Annotated in this window: 13 protein-coding genes; 6 read left to right on the top strand and 7 right to left on the bottom strand. The window is 36.4% G+C overall.

The window, feature by feature from the left end; all coding sequences use genetic code 11:
• The first annotated feature begins 23 nt into the window (after window positions 1-23).
• The 5 genes from P164_RS11820 (at window position 24) to P164_RS11800 (ending at window position 4,966) form a co-directional block, all read left to right on the top strand.
• The gene (locus P164_RS11820; RefSeq protein WP_028376586.1) at window positions 24-236 is read left to right on the top strand and encodes a heavy-metal-associated domain-containing protein; all 213 of its coding nucleotides are present in this window, start codon (window positions 24-26) and stop codon (window positions 234-236) included.
• A 14-nt stretch (window positions 237-250) separates the two neighbouring features.
• Window positions 251-1,030, top strand: a complete 780-nt coding sequence (locus P164_RS11815) for a zinc-dependent peptidase (protein ID WP_028376585.1) — start codon at window positions 251-253, stop codon at window positions 1,028-1,030.
• Between the two features lie 239 nt (window positions 1,031-1,269).
• Window positions 1,270-1,644, top strand: coding sequence for a hypothetical protein (locus tag P164_RS11810; protein ID WP_028376584.1), 375 nt, complete (start codon window positions 1,270-1,272; stop codon window positions 1,642-1,644).
• A 95-nt stretch (window positions 1,645-1,739) separates the two neighbouring features.
• Window positions 1,740-2,633 carry a DUF3347 domain-containing protein gene (locus P164_RS11805; RefSeq protein WP_028376583.1) on the top strand — a complete coding sequence of 298 codons (894 nt, stop codon included), beginning with the start codon at window positions 1,740-1,742 and terminating at the stop codon, window positions 2,631-2,633.
• A 32-nt stretch (window positions 2,634-2,665) separates the two neighbouring features.
• Entirely contained in the window at window positions 2,666-4,966 is a 2,301-nt protein-coding gene (locus P164_RS11800; protein ID WP_028376582.1) for a multicopper oxidase domain-containing protein, read from the top strand.
• Between the two features lie 137 nt (window positions 4,967-5,103).
• Here the strand turns inward: P164_RS11800 and P164_RS11795 are convergent, their stop codons facing one another.
• The 7 genes from P164_RS11795 to P164_RS11760 form a co-directional block, all read right to left on the bottom strand.
• Window positions 5,104-6,318, bottom strand: a complete 1,215-nt coding sequence (locus tag P164_RS11795) for a site-specific integrase (protein WP_028376581.1) — start codon at window positions 6,316-6,318, stop codon at window positions 5,104-5,106.
• Between the two features lie 350 nt (window positions 6,319-6,668).
• A complete protein-coding gene (locus tag P164_RS11785) occupies window positions 6,669-7,931 on the bottom strand; it encodes a hypothetical protein (protein ID WP_028376580.1) in 1,263 nt (420 codons plus the stop codon).
• Between the two features lie 12 nt (window positions 7,932-7,943).
• Window positions 7,944-9,878, bottom strand: a complete 1,935-nt coding sequence (locus tag P164_RS11780) for a zinc dependent phospholipase C family protein (RefSeq protein ID WP_028376579.1) — start codon at window positions 9,876-9,878, stop codon at window positions 7,944-7,946.
• A 214-nt stretch (window positions 9,879-10,092) separates the two neighbouring features.
• A complete protein-coding gene (locus P164_RS11775) occupies window positions 10,093-12,474 on the bottom strand; it encodes a DUF2309 domain-containing protein (protein WP_028376578.1) in 2,382 nt (793 codons plus the stop codon).
• Window positions 12,471-13,958, bottom strand: coding sequence for a proton-conducting transporter membrane subunit (locus P164_RS11770; RefSeq protein WP_028376577.1), 1,488 nt, complete (start codon window positions 13,956-13,958; stop codon window positions 12,471-12,473). The genes P164_RS11775 and P164_RS11770 overlap by 4 nt, the downstream gene beginning before the upstream one ends.
• Before the next feature lie 83 nt (window positions 13,959-14,041).
• Window positions 14,042-14,245 carry a hypothetical protein gene (locus P164_RS11765; RefSeq protein ID WP_028376576.1) on the bottom strand — a complete coding sequence of 68 codons (204 nt, stop codon included), beginning with the start codon at window positions 14,243-14,245 and terminating at the stop codon, window positions 14,042-14,044.
• A 73-nt stretch (window positions 14,246-14,318) separates the two neighbouring features.
• Window positions 14,319-14,627, bottom strand: a complete 309-nt coding sequence (locus P164_RS11760) for a hypothetical protein (RefSeq protein ID WP_028376575.1) — start codon at window positions 14,625-14,627, stop codon at window positions 14,319-14,321.
• Window positions 14,628-14,740: 113 nt separating this feature from the next.
• Between P164_RS11760 and P164_RS11755 the strand changes: the two genes are divergently transcribed.
• Window positions 14,741-15,673, top strand: coding sequence for a LysR family transcriptional regulator (locus P164_RS11755; protein WP_028376574.1), 933 nt, complete (start codon window positions 14,741-14,743; stop codon window positions 15,671-15,673).

Raw genomic sequence — 15,673 nt, 5'->3', positions numbered from 1 at the left:
TATTAATTATAAATTCAAATGCAATGAAAACTTTAAAATTTAAAACAAATATCAATTGTGGTGGTTGTGTATCAAAAGTGACCCCTTTTTTAAACAAGCAAGAAGGTGTCGAAAGTTGGGAAGTGGATACCGCTAATCCTGATAAAATTTTAACCATAGAAAGCGATGGTGCTTCAGAAGAAGATGTAAAGGCTACCTTGCAAAAGGTAGGCTTTAAAGCGGAACCTGTAGATTAATACCTCGCTATAATATGGTTTATATTTTAATTTTGGTTGTGATTCTTCTGTTTGCTATTCATTTTTATCGAAAAGAGAAACGGCATAGCGTAAAGCCATTTCCAGAGCATTGGCACAAATTATTAATGGAGAATGTTCTTTATTATAAAAATCTTTCAAAAGGCAGGCAACTTGTTTTTCAACAAAAAATGATGCAGTTTTTAAGTGAGGTTTATATAGATGGCGTGCAGTTTGAATTGGAAGAATTAGACAAAATTTTAATTGCAGCAAGTGCGGTAATTCCTGTTTTCGGCTTTAAAGAATGGCATTACACTAATTTAAGTGGAATCCTCTTATACCCAGATAATTTTAATGAAGATATGCAATTTAGCAGTAAGGATAACTCGCGCAATATTGGTGGGATAGTCGGGAACGGACGTTTTGAGAAACAAATGATTTTATCTAAAAAAGCATTGTATCACGGTTTTAGAAACACAACAGATAAAAGCAATACAGGCATACACGAATTTGTACACCTTATTGATAAGCTGGATGATAGAACAGATGGCGTTCCAGAGCGATTATTAGAACATCAATATGCAATACCTTGGCTGAATTTAATTCATAAGGAAATAGAAGCCATAAACGACAACCATTCTGATATCAGAAAATATGGTGGTACAAACCAAGCAGAATTCTTTGCAGTAGCTTCAGAATATTTCTTCGAGCGCCCAGATTTGCTCAAAAAGAAACATCCAGAACTTTATAAAATGTTAGTTAAATGCTTCCATCAAAAATTAGCGGATGTGAAATAGATGGATTTCAACGACTGGAATTATGAAATGGAAAGAACTGATTTTTGGTTTTTGAAAGCTTTTTCCCTAACTGTATTCAAATTTTTAAATCATTAATTTATAGCTGTAAATAGCTGTATTTAAATGATATAAGAATCAATCAAAATAGAACTCATAAATAAAACTTAAATTTGAGCCATCAAAAAAGCAATCTGTATTATTGATTGCATTTTTCATTACATTTGCTCGATTATTCAAGAATGGGAAAGAAGATTCAAATAGCGATTATGATAATTACCCTGGGCATATTTTTAGTGCCCACGAGTGTATTTGCGCATATTGACCTTACCCATCAATCTGCAAAAAGCTGTTGTTCAGATAACGCGGAACATTCCAATAGCGATTGTTGTAAAAATCATAAAAATAAGGACAAAGAAGAAAAAGATTGCGATGGCACTTGCGGTAATCTTGCCTGTCACTGTCCATCTACTACACCATTACCAATAAATTTCTCTGCAACAGCGGACGAGATAAACCCTATTAGTGTTGACACCTTCAAAAACCTTTGGAACTACGCAAAACAACAATCTAAACCTGGCTATTTCCAGATTTGGTCACCCCCTCAATTAAGCTAGTACGAATAACTCGATAGCCATAGCTATGTCAAATTGAAAACAAATCTCTTGTTTTCAATATTCAACTTTATCAAACAAATTAAATCTTTTTACAAATGAAATCAATGTTTAACATATTGATAGTGCTTTCGGTAGTACTATCAGCCACTTCGGGCTTCGCCCAAATAAAAAATCCTAAAACAGAAACCGTAAAAATTCTCGGTAACTGCGATACGTGCAAAACGTCCATAGAAAAAGCAGGAAACCTTAAAAACGTCGCCATAGTGAACTGGAACAAAGACAGCAAAATGGCAGAAATAACCTTCGATTCCAAAAAAACAAATCGAGATGAAATATTAAAACGCATCGCGTTGGCAGGTTATGACAACGACGAATATTTAGCGCCAGATGCTGCGTATGCACAACTTGCGAAATGTTGTAAATACGAAAGGCAAAAAAAAGAGCCAGTAATGGCTATGGACCACACTGAAATGAACCCGCCTGCCGGACGGGAGGGAATGGATATGAATTTGCCATCTAATGAAAAACATACAGATATGGCTATGTCTGAAATGAAGGAAACAAATACGTTGGACGCATTGTTCACCAGTTATTTTGCCGTAAAAGATGCCTTGGTTAAAACCAATGCCACAACTGCAGCAGCGAATGCATCGGAATTGTTAATCGCATTGAAGGCCTTAAAAATAGAATCGTTAAAAGTAGAAGAGCAAACCGCTGTAACCAAGGTAATGCCATCTTTAGTGAATGCCGCAAAAAGCATTTCAACCAACAAGGATATTGGCAAGCAACGGGAAACGTTCAAAGTACTTTCAAAAAGTATGCACGATATCATTTCGTTTTACGAAACTAAAGAGACCCTCTATTACCAATACTGCCCAATGCAGGATGCCAACTGGTTGAGTAAGGACAGCACTATTAAGAATCCCTATTACGGGTCCCAGATGTTAAGCTGTGGCTCTGTTGTGGAAACCATCAAAAACAAAAATTGAAGTTCATTAAAAATCTAATTTTTGACATCAAAATGAAAAAAATAATCATCTTGCTTATGTTTCTTGGAACGCTTTCCATAGAGGCACAAAATATAGTTCGCTACGACCTGTTCGTTCGCGATACCATTGTCAATTTTACAGGTAAAGAAAAGCGTGCCATTGCCGTAAATGGACAGATACCAATGCCAACGCTCACGTTTACGGAAGGCGACATTGCCGAAATTTATGTACACAATGAGTTGGATGAAGAAACGGCCCTTCACTGGCACGGTCTGTTTTTGCCCAATAAGGAAGATGGTGTTCCCTATCTGACCCAAATGCCGATTCCGCCGCACACAGTCCATAAATACACCTTCCCCATCATACAGCACGGAACCCATTGGTACCATAGCCATTTTGGGCTACAGGAACAGATAGGGATGTACGGCTCTATGATTTTGAATAAAAGACCAGATGACAAGACCTTCAGAAAAGGCATTGACGATTTGCCCACCATTCCCATAGTATTGAGCGAATGGACAGATTTGAAACCCGAAAACGTACACAGAATGCTCCACAATGCATCCGATTGGTTTGCTATAAAAAAGGGCACTACCCAAAGTTATACAGAAGCCATAAAAACAGGACATTTTAAAACCAAGCTTCACAACGAGTGGAAGCGTATGAATGCTATGGATGTAAGCGACGTTTATTATGAGAAATTTTTCATCAATGGCAAGAGCGAAAATGATGACACTTCCATAAAAGGCTTGAAAGCTGGAGATAAGGTGCGCTTGCGAATTTCAAACGGAGGTGCTTCCAGCTATTTTTGGCTTACGTATGCCGGTGGAAAAATAACCGTGACCGCCAATGACGGCAACGATGTGGAGCCTGTGGAGGTAGATAGAATGCTCATTGCGGTTTCTGAAACGTATGATGTGGTAGTTACGATTCCTGCAGATAATACGGCCTTTGAATTTTTGGCAACCCCAGAAGACCGCACAAAATCAGCTTCTATCTATTTGGGCGAAGGCATCAAACAGCTCACATCGCCACTGCCCAAATTGAAATACTTTGAAGGTATGGAAATGATGAACGGAATGATGAAAATGAATGGCGACCTCGACCAAATGGGGATGAGTATGAGTATGCAGCAAATGGATATGAACGTGGTAATGTATCCAGAAATAACTGGTCCTACTGATAACGGAAAGGGCAAGAAAATGGAAATTGGAGGCGAAGAGCCTGCTGGTCGTAAAATGGACGAAATGGATGGAATGAAAGAAATGGATGGTATGAAGATGAACGAAGATATGTACAAAAGCAATGAACTTTCAGACATTACGACACTCAACTACGCTATGCTAAAGTCCCCTACTGCAACTACACTTCCAGATGATGCACCAGTAAAAGAACTTCATTTTACCCTAACGGGAAATATGAACCGTTACGTTTGGAGCTTGGATAATAAAGTGATTTCAGAAAGCGATAAAATCCTGATTAGAAAGGGCGAAAAAGTAAGGATTACACTGTACAACAATTCGATGATGCGCCACCCAATGCACTTACACGGTCACGATTTCAGATTGCTTAATGGTCAAGACGAGTATGCACCTCTAAAAAATGTGGTGGATATTATGCCTATGGAAACCGATGTCATCGAGTTTGAGGCAAATGTAGAAGGAGATTGGTTTTTTCACTGCCACATCCTGTACCATATGATGAGCGGTATGGGCAGGGTTTTTAGTTATGAAAACCAAGAACCCAATCCATTGATTCCCAATCCAGACCTTGCATTGAGAAAACTAAAAGGCGACGATAGGAATTTTCATTTTATGGCAGAAAACGATTTTGCCACCAATGGAAATGATGGACAACTGATGGCCCAAAGTACACGATGGAGTTTTGGCACCGAATGGCGTTTGGGATATACTGATATGGAAGGTTATGAAACAGAAACCCATATAGGACGGTATATTGGAAAAATGCAATGGTTGATGCCATTTGTAGGTTTTGACTGGCGCTATAGAAAATTGGGACATAATGAGGTTGAGGAAAACCTCTTTGGTCAAAAAAACACAAAAGATAAGCGTGCATTAGTTAGTGTAGGGGTCAACTATACCCTGCCAATGTTGGTGATGGCACAGGCGGAAATATTTACAGATGGAAATGTAAGACTACAGTTTGAGCGAAACGATATTCCTGTCACAGCAAGGTTGCGTATGAATCTTATGTGGAATACAGACAAGGAGTATATGGGAGGATTGCGATATATTGCAACCCGAAATTTAGGAATTACAGCGCATTATGATAGCGATATGGGTTTTGGAGCAGGACTTAATTTAAATTATTAATCGAAAATGAACGAGGATTAAATTTATAGAAAATACAGACGTCAATTATAAAATATTTGATGTGCCTGTTTTGCCGTAGATTCATTCTCTGACACATCCTTGTAAATATGATATTTGAAAATCACCGAAGACTCTAATTAGAAGTTTACAACACTATCTAATGCATCATCAGCTTCTCTATGTATAAAGTTAGATTGATAGTTTAAGGTGGTTTTCAAATCACTATGGCGATACAATTTTTGAAGCATTAAAGGATGTATTGCATCCCCAGCAATATTCCCAAAGCTATGACGTGCTATGTGCATTGTTATATGCTTATTGATTTTAGCCTTTTTAGAAATTGATTTTAGATTGTCATTAAACCTCTTTGTAGCAGTTTTTCTCTTGTTATATAAATCTTTCGCATTTTCAGGGTCTGCCTTTTTCAATTCAGGGAAAACAAAATCATCATCACTTCTTTTATCGTCTCTATATTGGTCCAAAATCTTCAATACTTTTTCAGGGATTTTTAATGATAGAAGCTTTGCGTTTTTATGCATTCTATAATGCAATCTGTTATCATAAATATCCGACCATCTTGTTCGCAAAACATCAGAAACCCGCATACCAGCAAAATTGAAACTAAAAAGCCAGACATTTCTAGTATGCATTTCAGAAGGTTTGAGATTTATCAAATTTTCAATTTGTTTAATCTCTAAAATATTTAGTCCTACTTTGGTAGTCTCAGGAAATTTGATTTTTATTTTATCGCCACCGAAGGGATATAATTCTCTGCTTACAATTTTGTATTTAATTGCTCTGTTAAATAATAGCCTTACAAATACCAAAATGTTCATTATTGAGGTTTCAGACAGGGAGTACTTAACTTTTAAAGTTAACATCAGTTTTTTAAGAAAACGTTCATCAATTTCTTGAAAAGACAATTGTTTCGAATTGTGATATTTTATAATAAAACTCAACCACGCTTTATCAGTAGATAAACGATTTAGCTTTTCTGTACTTTCTAAATCGTCAAGATGTTCTTGTGCTAATTCAAAGAATGTAGCATTGATACCGGAGGAATATATTTCCTTCTTAATTTGATTGGCAGAAGCATCTTTTTGTTCGGATTGAAGCGTAATAAGAGCATTGTTTAATTCAGAAAGTTTCAAGGATAACAAATTGTTCAAGGTTTTGAAATTTATGTGTGATTTCTTAACCCGAATATTCTTTTCATCCCAATCTTCCAATTCAATGTAGTGACCTATATATTGGTATGTTGAGCGACGATTTTTTGTAATACGTATGGCAAGAGGATACAAGCCTTCTTTATTAGGCTTTTTGCGAAGAACTATTTTAGCGTTTGATGACATAATTGACCTAGTTTTGCGTACGAAAGCCAAATCAGGTACAACATAGGTACAACATTCAATTTTGAATGTTTAGTTTACCAAGAAGTTTCCCTAAAGATACAAATTTATTAGTTTCTCTGGGTACAACATAGGTACAACAAATGTTGAAATCAATTGATATTAGATGATATCAAAGAAAATGACATATTATATAATCAATTGAAAATGAGTGGCTTTGGTGCTGTTTGGGCAAATGTACGCTAGACTTAGGATCTAGTGCCGCAAGGTGTGGGAGTTCGAGTCTCCCCGCCTGTACAAAGCAAAAACCTCTTGTGAAAACAAGAGGTTTTTTTATGGATTTATTTTTTAAGCTAAACAGTCCATTCTACTTTTTTTGATGCTACATGTCGGTCAAGTTCTGGACTTAGTGCATCAAAATCTTGAGGCATATCTGTAGGAAATGCAGCATAAGCCCGTGCTGTAAAAATATATTCGCTTCTATCTTTATGAGGTGGCGCCGTCCATTTTAAAGAAGTTATGGTAGTGTCAAACCCATGACAATAGGTAGTTCTGCTTCCTAAGAATTCATTATTTTGAACACTTTGCGGTGGTTCTGTTATTTTAATTGCTGCAGTAAAATCTTCTCGGGTTTGTTTAACCAAAATATCACCTTTTCTAAAAAGCGTTTTCTCAAGACCTCTAAACAATAAACCTACGCGATCACCGGTTTTTATACTCGTAACAGTTTGGCGCATGATGGTTAAACTTGTGGCTTCAAGACCAAGTTTATTTCGCGATCGCTCACCACTTTTTGTACCTGTAAATAAATTTAATTTTTGATTTAAAGTAAACGTTCCTTGTTCTACAATGCCCGATACTACAGTGCCTCTACCCGTAATAGAAAATACATCTTCAACTCTAAATCTAAACATGCGTTGCTCTGTATTGTAATCTGGTGCTTCTACTATGCGGTCTCCCGGTGAGACGAGACTTTTTAATTCATTTTTTAGTTGATCTGTATCTAAAAATAGACTTATGATTTGCGAATCGCTAGAAGCTGTATGATTAGTTCCGTTAGGAATTGAGATTCCTGTAAGTTGGGTGTAAATAGAATGAGATTCAGTAATTATTTTAAGATGATCTCCTATGCTAATGCTCCCCTTTTTTAGAACCCCTTTTACTATAGGAGTATTAAATAAAAAGCTAATTGAAGTTATCTCAAATAATACATCAGACTCTTTATACTTCGGACTACAGAAAAAATCAACATTAATAGATGAGAGGTATAAGTCGCCTTTATTTATAAGTTCAGTCTCAATTACATAAGTATGATTTGCCTTAATTGTATGTTGTGTTATTCCTGCAGGATCAGAAATTTTTATCCCCACGCTACTGCCTCTAACATAACTGCTTAAAGGACGATTTCCGGAATCGCCAATAAAGCTGGGGATCACTAAAAATGATTTAGCTTGAAACTCATCTATTGTATTGTCAAACTCCTGTCGTTTTGATAAATCCTGTTCCGTTTTAAATTCTGGGGAATCTTTATATCGCTTTAGTTCGTTGCTATCTTTTTCTATTTGATCATTAAGAATTTTAATGTCTCTATTTATTTCTTTAAGTAAATCATTCATGATTCAGAAGTTTTAAAAATTGAATTTTGGGTTAACCGGTTCTTTAATACTATCATTCTCACAGCCCTCGGGTTCCCAACACGGGTAACCTATGCCTCTGTCTGCATCTAGATTTATATTGGGTAGTTTTTTTCCTTTCTGAAAATGGTCATATAGAGTTCCTGTTAATTCGCTGGCGTTGCCTAACACTTCATTCTTAACACGCGTATTATGATTATTAAAATCTGGAATAGGTCCTATTTGATTAATAAAATTTAAATCTATACCTACATCGTCTTTAATGTAGTAGGTATGCACTTTTGATGTATAAGTGAGTGGTGCTGGTGTAACCAGATTTAATTCTGGTTTTGATGGGCTGGGATAGACTAAATGAGCTTCTTGTGGAGCTGTGCGCCAGATACCTGTTCCTACATCAACGTGTTTAATAGGATAGGGCCACGAATTAGATAATCTATTACCTCTAACATCTTTAATAATAGGATTTAACATGTGCCGTACTTTTGAGTCGTCAAGATGACGTACCCCGGGAAATGCAAGACCGTTTAGCGAAACAGAAAGTCTAAAATAGTCGTAGATTACATATAATGCCTGGTAAACCTTGTTAAGCATAAAATGTACAGCGTGTTTGCTAATATTCACAATAGTTTCTTCAATGGCTTCAATAAATGCTGCAGCAGCCGCAACAGCTGCATTAATAATACGCGCAATTTTTTTAAAGAAATTAGCCAAGCCTTTTAAACTGAAAGATCTTCCGCCGCCAGAAAATAAATCGTCTAATGCATTATCTAATTCATCTAACGCATTATTAAATTTGTCTTTAAAGCGATTCCAAACTTCCCGTATTTCTTCAGTTAGCGGTGGTAAATCTGGAAGTGAATCTGGTAAGATTGCTTCACTGGTAGTTGCTTTAAACCAGCTGTACCAAAGCCTGTAGGAAGCATCAACCTCTTCTTCGGTCATACCTCCTCCAAACGGATGCCCACCTGGAGTATCATAGACATGTTGCGTAGCTTCTGCAAAAAGTTTTGCAATCTCTTTAGGGAGCCCTACGTCAGTTAACCCCGGTGTTAGCCCGTCTATAATAGAATCGTAATCGGGTACAGGTGCTCCTGTAAATAAGTCATGTACGCGATCGTCAAACTTAAATTCTTCATGCAGTTCGCTTGTGCTAAATTCTTTAGACTCAAAATAGTTGAATGCTGAGACGTCCTGAAATTTCTCTACAACATTGTGTCTTTGGCTATGCGTACGATAAGGACCTCTTACAATATTGTTTACATAGGGGTGACCTACACTATCTGCAGCTACGTGAGATAAATAGCCTATTGCATAAGCGTGCAGTGCATCATTGTGTTTTGAATTTTTTAAAAGATATTCTGCAAATTCCCCGGTTTTACTATAATGCAAAACATCAAACCACCACCAGTTATTTTTGGGTTCACACACCTGAATAGGGCTTGAAAGGAAACTATAAATATCAATATTTGAGGTCACAAGATCTTTAAGTCCTTCTTTTACAATAGATCCTATAAGGCCTATTATTGCTTTTATGTCATCTATAAATAATTGGATTGTAGATAGAATTGCAGAGCTTGCGATCACATCACCTACAACTTCCTCAAGATCTTCTTTCAGCTCTTTAATTTTTATAAGAGCAGGAAAACTTTCTTCAATTTTAACTTCAAGAGATTTTAAAATTTCGGCAAACTTGATCATTTGTTTGACAGGAATAAATTCGCCTGCAGGCCAATCTTTTACATTAAAGAATAAAAAGTCTGGACCCAACGTCCCAAAATTTCGGTAAATAGGATACTCATTTAAAATCCCAATAGTGTGTGGGTCAAATAAGTAATCTTTTCTGGGAGCGTTCGGTTTGTAATCAATTTTAAAAGGAAATCCGCGCGTTAGATCTTTTCCTACGATGTAATGTACTGCTGGTCCGGGCATAATGAGTAGTTTTAGTTGATTTATGTGCATTAAAACTACACGAATGAAGTATTTTATTTGACGGGTAAATAACCTATAAATCAGGTTTTTAGCCCCTTTAACGTTTAGGTGTTTTACTGAAAATAATAAAAAAAGCTTCTTGTTTGCAAGAAGCTTTTGTAGTGTGCTTATTTTAAAACTGATCTATTCATTCAACAGATCTGGTAATTTTAGGCTAGAAGGCCATTTCTTCAAGAGCCTCTTCAGTCAAAGAAGATTCTTTTGTGGTTTCCTCTTTTGAGAGGTTTTTCCAGTTTAGCCCAGCTGTATAGCGCTCTATTTTATTATTTTTTAAAGGATTCATAACCAGTAGATAAATCCATTCATTATCAACTAGGGTTTGTAAATGTTGATTACGCGATATAATATCATTTACTCGTTCTAATGGAGCTTTTATAAGCACCGAAAGTCTTAGCGGTTGATGGTAAGTCTCGTTGTCAGAAAGGCTTACAGACTGTAGAGGAAGTCCCATTTTGAGATCTCCGCCGTTGCCTTGTACGACACCAAAGTGCCCGGTTATATTATGGGTAATTTTAGTTCCTCCCCCAAAATTTTTATTATCTACTGTAGAAAAGTAATAGTGATTGTTAATCCATTGGGTAACAACCATAGGTCCCTGCATAATACCTTCTAATGCTTTTCCTGTAGTATCTGTTTCCCAGTCATACGAGTGAAGAAAATATCTGCTGTCAAGATTTATATTTTTTGTAAGTTTTCTTGGCGCAACAATAAATCCTGCATTTTTAGCAAGACCCCATTCGGGTCTAGTTTCACCCCAATTATTAGCTTTGTCCTGTGCCAGAAAAATACTGTCTTCAGTTACATGTAAGCGTTCTCGAGTAGCTGTTAGTTGGGCTGCCTTTAAATTTGATTTGATTTCATCGAGCTTTATATGATGACTTTCAGGAATCAAAGAATCAAAAATTACAATCTCGTCTGTAGTTGTATTGTGCTCTGCACCTATAAAAACAGTTGAGTCCGGGATATTAAATTGATGATTTTCTTTTAGTACTTCCCGTACCTCTCTAAGATTTGCCAGTTTTGCGAGCATACGTGCATTATGTCTTCCCGGGCTTGCAGCACATGCCCCGCAATCAAGACTTGAGCTAAATGGATTATTAGCAGAATGGCTACCGTGACCTACAAAAAGAACAACTTGTGCAAAATGTTTCCAACCCATTAAGTCAAAGGCAGATTTTACAATGCTCACTTTTTCTGATAGGCTAAGTTCTGAATTTGCAGCTTCTTTTGAGTGAGAGTGGTGTATTTGAGGTTCGTAAATGTGCTCATAAGTAGTGTTTTTTTTCTGTTTAATGCGGTATAAGTAACCGGGTTTTAACGTACGAGCTATTAGCGACATACCATAAAAAAACCCGGATCCTTCAACAAATCCAAAAGCTGAGGGGAGCATATTTTTCATTCGCTTCAGAAAATAGTTAGCGAATTTTAAATTTTCATTTTTCTTTGAGTGCGCAAGATGTTGATTTCCTTTATTTGCCTGCGCAGCTTCTGTAACCACATAGGCAGAAGGTACTATTGGCGGACAGGATTTACGAGAATTAGTGTCGTTTGCTGTATTGTAATCCATAGCGATCCCAAAAAAACCGGCGTAACCAAAAGTCTCATAATTACCGGTAGACTCAACGTGCCTGCGTATAAGTTCAGACCGGGTATCTATACAGAAAACCAGTTGTGCTTCTGGAGAATTAAATTCTTTTTCTGTGGTGTTTAGTTTATTTTTAGCTAAAGCTGTTGCAAGTTTGTTTTGCCAGCTTTTCTCCCAGGCTTTTAGCCAGAGGTATTGAATCTGCCCGATGCTGTTCTCCCTCGGCATCACAGATTTAGGAGGGAGAAGGCTTAAATTTAATTTTTTACAAATAAATAATCGAACAGCCAGATATTCTTCTAGCGTAATAGGGTAGGCCTGTTGCCAGGTAGAGTTTGATGCTGTTCTATAATTAATAAATCCTGTCCAGCCCGGTAATGCTGCAAGGTGATACTTAAATAGTGAAGTGATTTCTGCTTCAGTAAAATCTTTTAAAACCAGGGTTAATGCTTCTGCTGCCGTATGAGGAATTTCTTGAGCATTCTTAATTTTTAATTCAGCGTCATATTTAGCTAGTTTGCGCCAAACGTTATAAAAACCTTCTTCTTTACCGGGCATTTCCCACTCTGCTAAACCTTCGTCTAGAAAAGTGGAAAGCCATTGAGCCATAATTCGGTCAATCTTGTGAGCTGTATTTTTTATTTCTACTTGTTTTTGAGCGCTTAGTAAATCAAGGTAAAACTCAGGAGATTTTAGTAAGCCGTTTTCAGCCAGTAGCTGTTTGAGTTCTTTGTGATCAATTTCTCCTGTTTTCCAGGCATGGCGAAAAATCGATGTTTCCGGAAAAACCTGGGCATTTAAAAAACCTTTAGCTTGTTGTACGGCTTCTTTAAAAGGTAATCTTTCATATCCCGAGAGTGGGTTTGAGGTTACAAAAGAATATAGTGGCCAGGTTTTTCCAATTACCTGAGAAGCTTCGCTAATGCTTTTTTGAATATTTTGTGTGATCATAAAGAGGTTGATTTATACATTAGTATAGATTTTTTGTTAGGCTGAGAGCGCTTTAGCAGATACATATAAAGCCAGGGTAGTTTTCTATAGAAGCCCAGCTTCATTATGAAAAAGCCTATTAAAAATACAGCGCCAAAAAGAATCTGAATGGCTGAAAGTGGTACGGCAACATCAATCATAAGCATATCTCCCATTATTACGGTGATGGCATTGTATAAAAAGGCGTAAACCCCTATACCCATTAGAAAAAGTACAGGCGGAAGCAGTAGCTTCTGCAGCACAGACAAACTTTGTTGCTTTACAATGTTGTAGGTTATCTGTCCTACTGTAATAGCTACGATACCCGTTAGAAAAATACCACTGTTAAGTGCTGTTCCTTTTCCGGTTAAAAAGGCAAATAAAAATGCACCAAGAATCCCGAAGAAAAGAACCAGAACTGCCTGAGCCGGTTTTATTTTAATTTGTAGAGGTTTTTGTGGTTGAGAGCGCGCAACCTCTTCTCCTGATGATAAGAACAGGTAAGCTTTATAAAACCCGTGAAGAATTAAATGTACTACGGCTGCGTTGAAAAAACCTAACCCACATTGCATAATCATAAACCCCATCTGTGCGATAGTTGAGCAGGCTAATTTCTGTTTAACGTTAACCTGTAAAAGCTTAGTAAATTGTGCGATTATAGCTGTTAGTCCGCCTATAATTAAAAGAATGTTTAAGGTATTAGAAGCAAATAACACGGTAGAAAATAAGGCGAGTAATATTCCTGAGCCATTAACAAAACCAGCGTGCATAAGAGCAGATGCCGGTGTGGGTGAGGTCATTGCAGATAAGAGCCACCGGTGAAAGGGATAAATCGCAGATTGAACCAGAGCAGCGATAATTATGCACAAAGCTGCAATTAAGAGAATTGTGTTAGGTAAAGCAGCAACAGAAAGTGTTATGCCGCTTACGGTAAAGTTTTCACTTTCAAAAGCTAGTAACAATACTCCTATACTCAAAAACAAGCTACCGGTTAGAAAATAGCGTAGTGCAAATTTTGATGCTTCGCGCGCTTCGCCCCATTTAGAATCTATACCTATTAATCGCGCCATAAATAGACCCATCGCTAGCCAGCTGATAAGTAAAATTGCGACGTGATTTGCCATTATAAACAACATTACAGAGAGAATAAAGCCCAGACAGAGCATCATAAAGCGGTTGTAGTACTGAAAACCAATTAAATAGGTTTTGGCGTAACTGCTTATTAGTGCTCCAAAGAAGGAAACTGTAGTCCAGATTAATACTGTAAAGCCATTGATTTTAAAGAGTGTGCCTAAATGCCATTGAGGTAAGTAAGGATAAAAATAAAGCAGGTAAGCCAGGTTACTCATAAAGAGAAACCATAAAAAGAAAGAGATGGTTTTAGATATTTTTAAGGAAGGGGCAGACTGTGTTGTTCCATTAAAATTTTGAGAAGTATTTAAGTGTAAATTCTTTTCAGAAATCATGAGTTCAGTTTTTAACGAGTTGTACTTTTAAAGCTGCTTTGAGATTTTCAAGACAGTGATCACGTGGTTAAACCAGATTAGGCTTATTGATGTTTGTTATTGCCAATTTTACCTATACAGACAAGGCTTAAAATAAAGCTGCATACCATTATACGTTCTAAAAAGAGTGATTCATTAATGTAGGAGAATAGCATAAGAAGCGCTAAAACAAACATTCCTAAAAGCGGTAACATGTTATTTTTTGAGAGAAGCATAGCGTGGTTTGTAAATACTGTTTTTAGTAACATATTTTTTAATTTAGAAAAACCCAGGGATTAATGCGTGCTAGATTTGCTAACATAGACTAACCCACTAAACCACTTATTCTACAATACTTAGGGTGAGGATACCGTCTATTTTTAAATTTTGACCAAGCCTTGAAGCATTGTTTATAAAAGCAGTCGCAATTCTTTTTTCTTCAATAAGTTCTTGTATACGCGTGTCTATTTGATTTGAATCGCGGTTATGATTTTTTTCCCAAAGTTGCATACGCTGTATTTTGTGAAAATTGATTTTTTGATCAATTAAGGAAAGGACAACATTAGATGCTTCAGATGTAGAGAACGTTCCTTTAACCAATTGAATTTTTTGTTGTGTCTCTTTGCTTTTTACCAGTTCTTTTGTTTCCATTTTACTTGTTTTTAAAGTTTTGATTAATTCGATTTGAAATCTGATTGCAAAGATTAGGTATTCAAATCATTAATTTTTATTTATATTAGTTATGTAATACATAAACAAATTTTATGAACTATACGTTACATCAACTTCAGATATTTCTAAAAGTATCTCAAATACAGAGTATTACTAAGGCTTCACAAGAACTTCATTTAACACAACCTGCAGTATCAATTCAACTTAAAAATTTTCAGGATCAATTTCCTATTCCACTTACAGAGGTTGTAGGAAGAAAGCTTTATATCACAGACTTTGGAAAAGAAATAGCCCTTGCGGCAGAAAAAATACTCAATGAGGTTTATGCTATTAATTATAAAACACTGGCCTTTCAGGGCGAACTTTATGGGCGTTTAAAAATCTCGGTGGTTTCTACAGGTAAATATGTGATGCCTTATTTTTTGTCTGATTTTATGAATGCAAATGCAGGGGTAGATCTTATTATGGATGTTACTAATAAATCGCGGGTTGTTGAAAGCCTCGAATTGAATGAAGTAGATTTTGCATTGGTTTCAGTATTGCCTGAAAAATTAAAAGTCAACAGCATTGATTTAATGCCTAATAAGCTCTTCTTTGTGGGAAGTACAGATTTAAACTACACAAACATCAAAACTAAAAAGCAAGTTTTTGAGGCACTTCCTATTATTTATAGGGAAGAAGGTTCTGCTACCCGAAACGCTATGGAAAGATTTATAGCAAATCATAACTATTTAGTACGTAAAAAAATGGAATTGACCTCAAATGAAGCTGTTAAGCAAGCGGTAGTTTCCGGGTTGGGCTGCTCTATCATGCCTTTAATAGGAATTAAGAACGAACTGAAAAATAAGGATCTAAAAATTATAAAAGTTAAAGGCTTACCCATTACTACAAACTGGAATCTAATCTGGTTGAAGACTAAGAAATTGTCTCCTGCAGCTTTGGCATATTTAGAATTTTTAAATGCTAATAAGCAAGATATAATAGATCAAAAATTTTCCTGGTTTACAGAATTTAAAAGCAGTTAG

The sequence above is a fragment of the Leeuwenhoekiella sp. MAR_2009_132 genome (genome assembly GCF_000687915.1).
Taxonomy (GTDB): domain Bacteria; phylum Bacteroidota; class Bacteroidia; order Flavobacteriales; family Flavobacteriaceae; genus Leeuwenhoekiella.
This window is presented reverse-complemented; position numbering and strand designations above follow the sequence as displayed.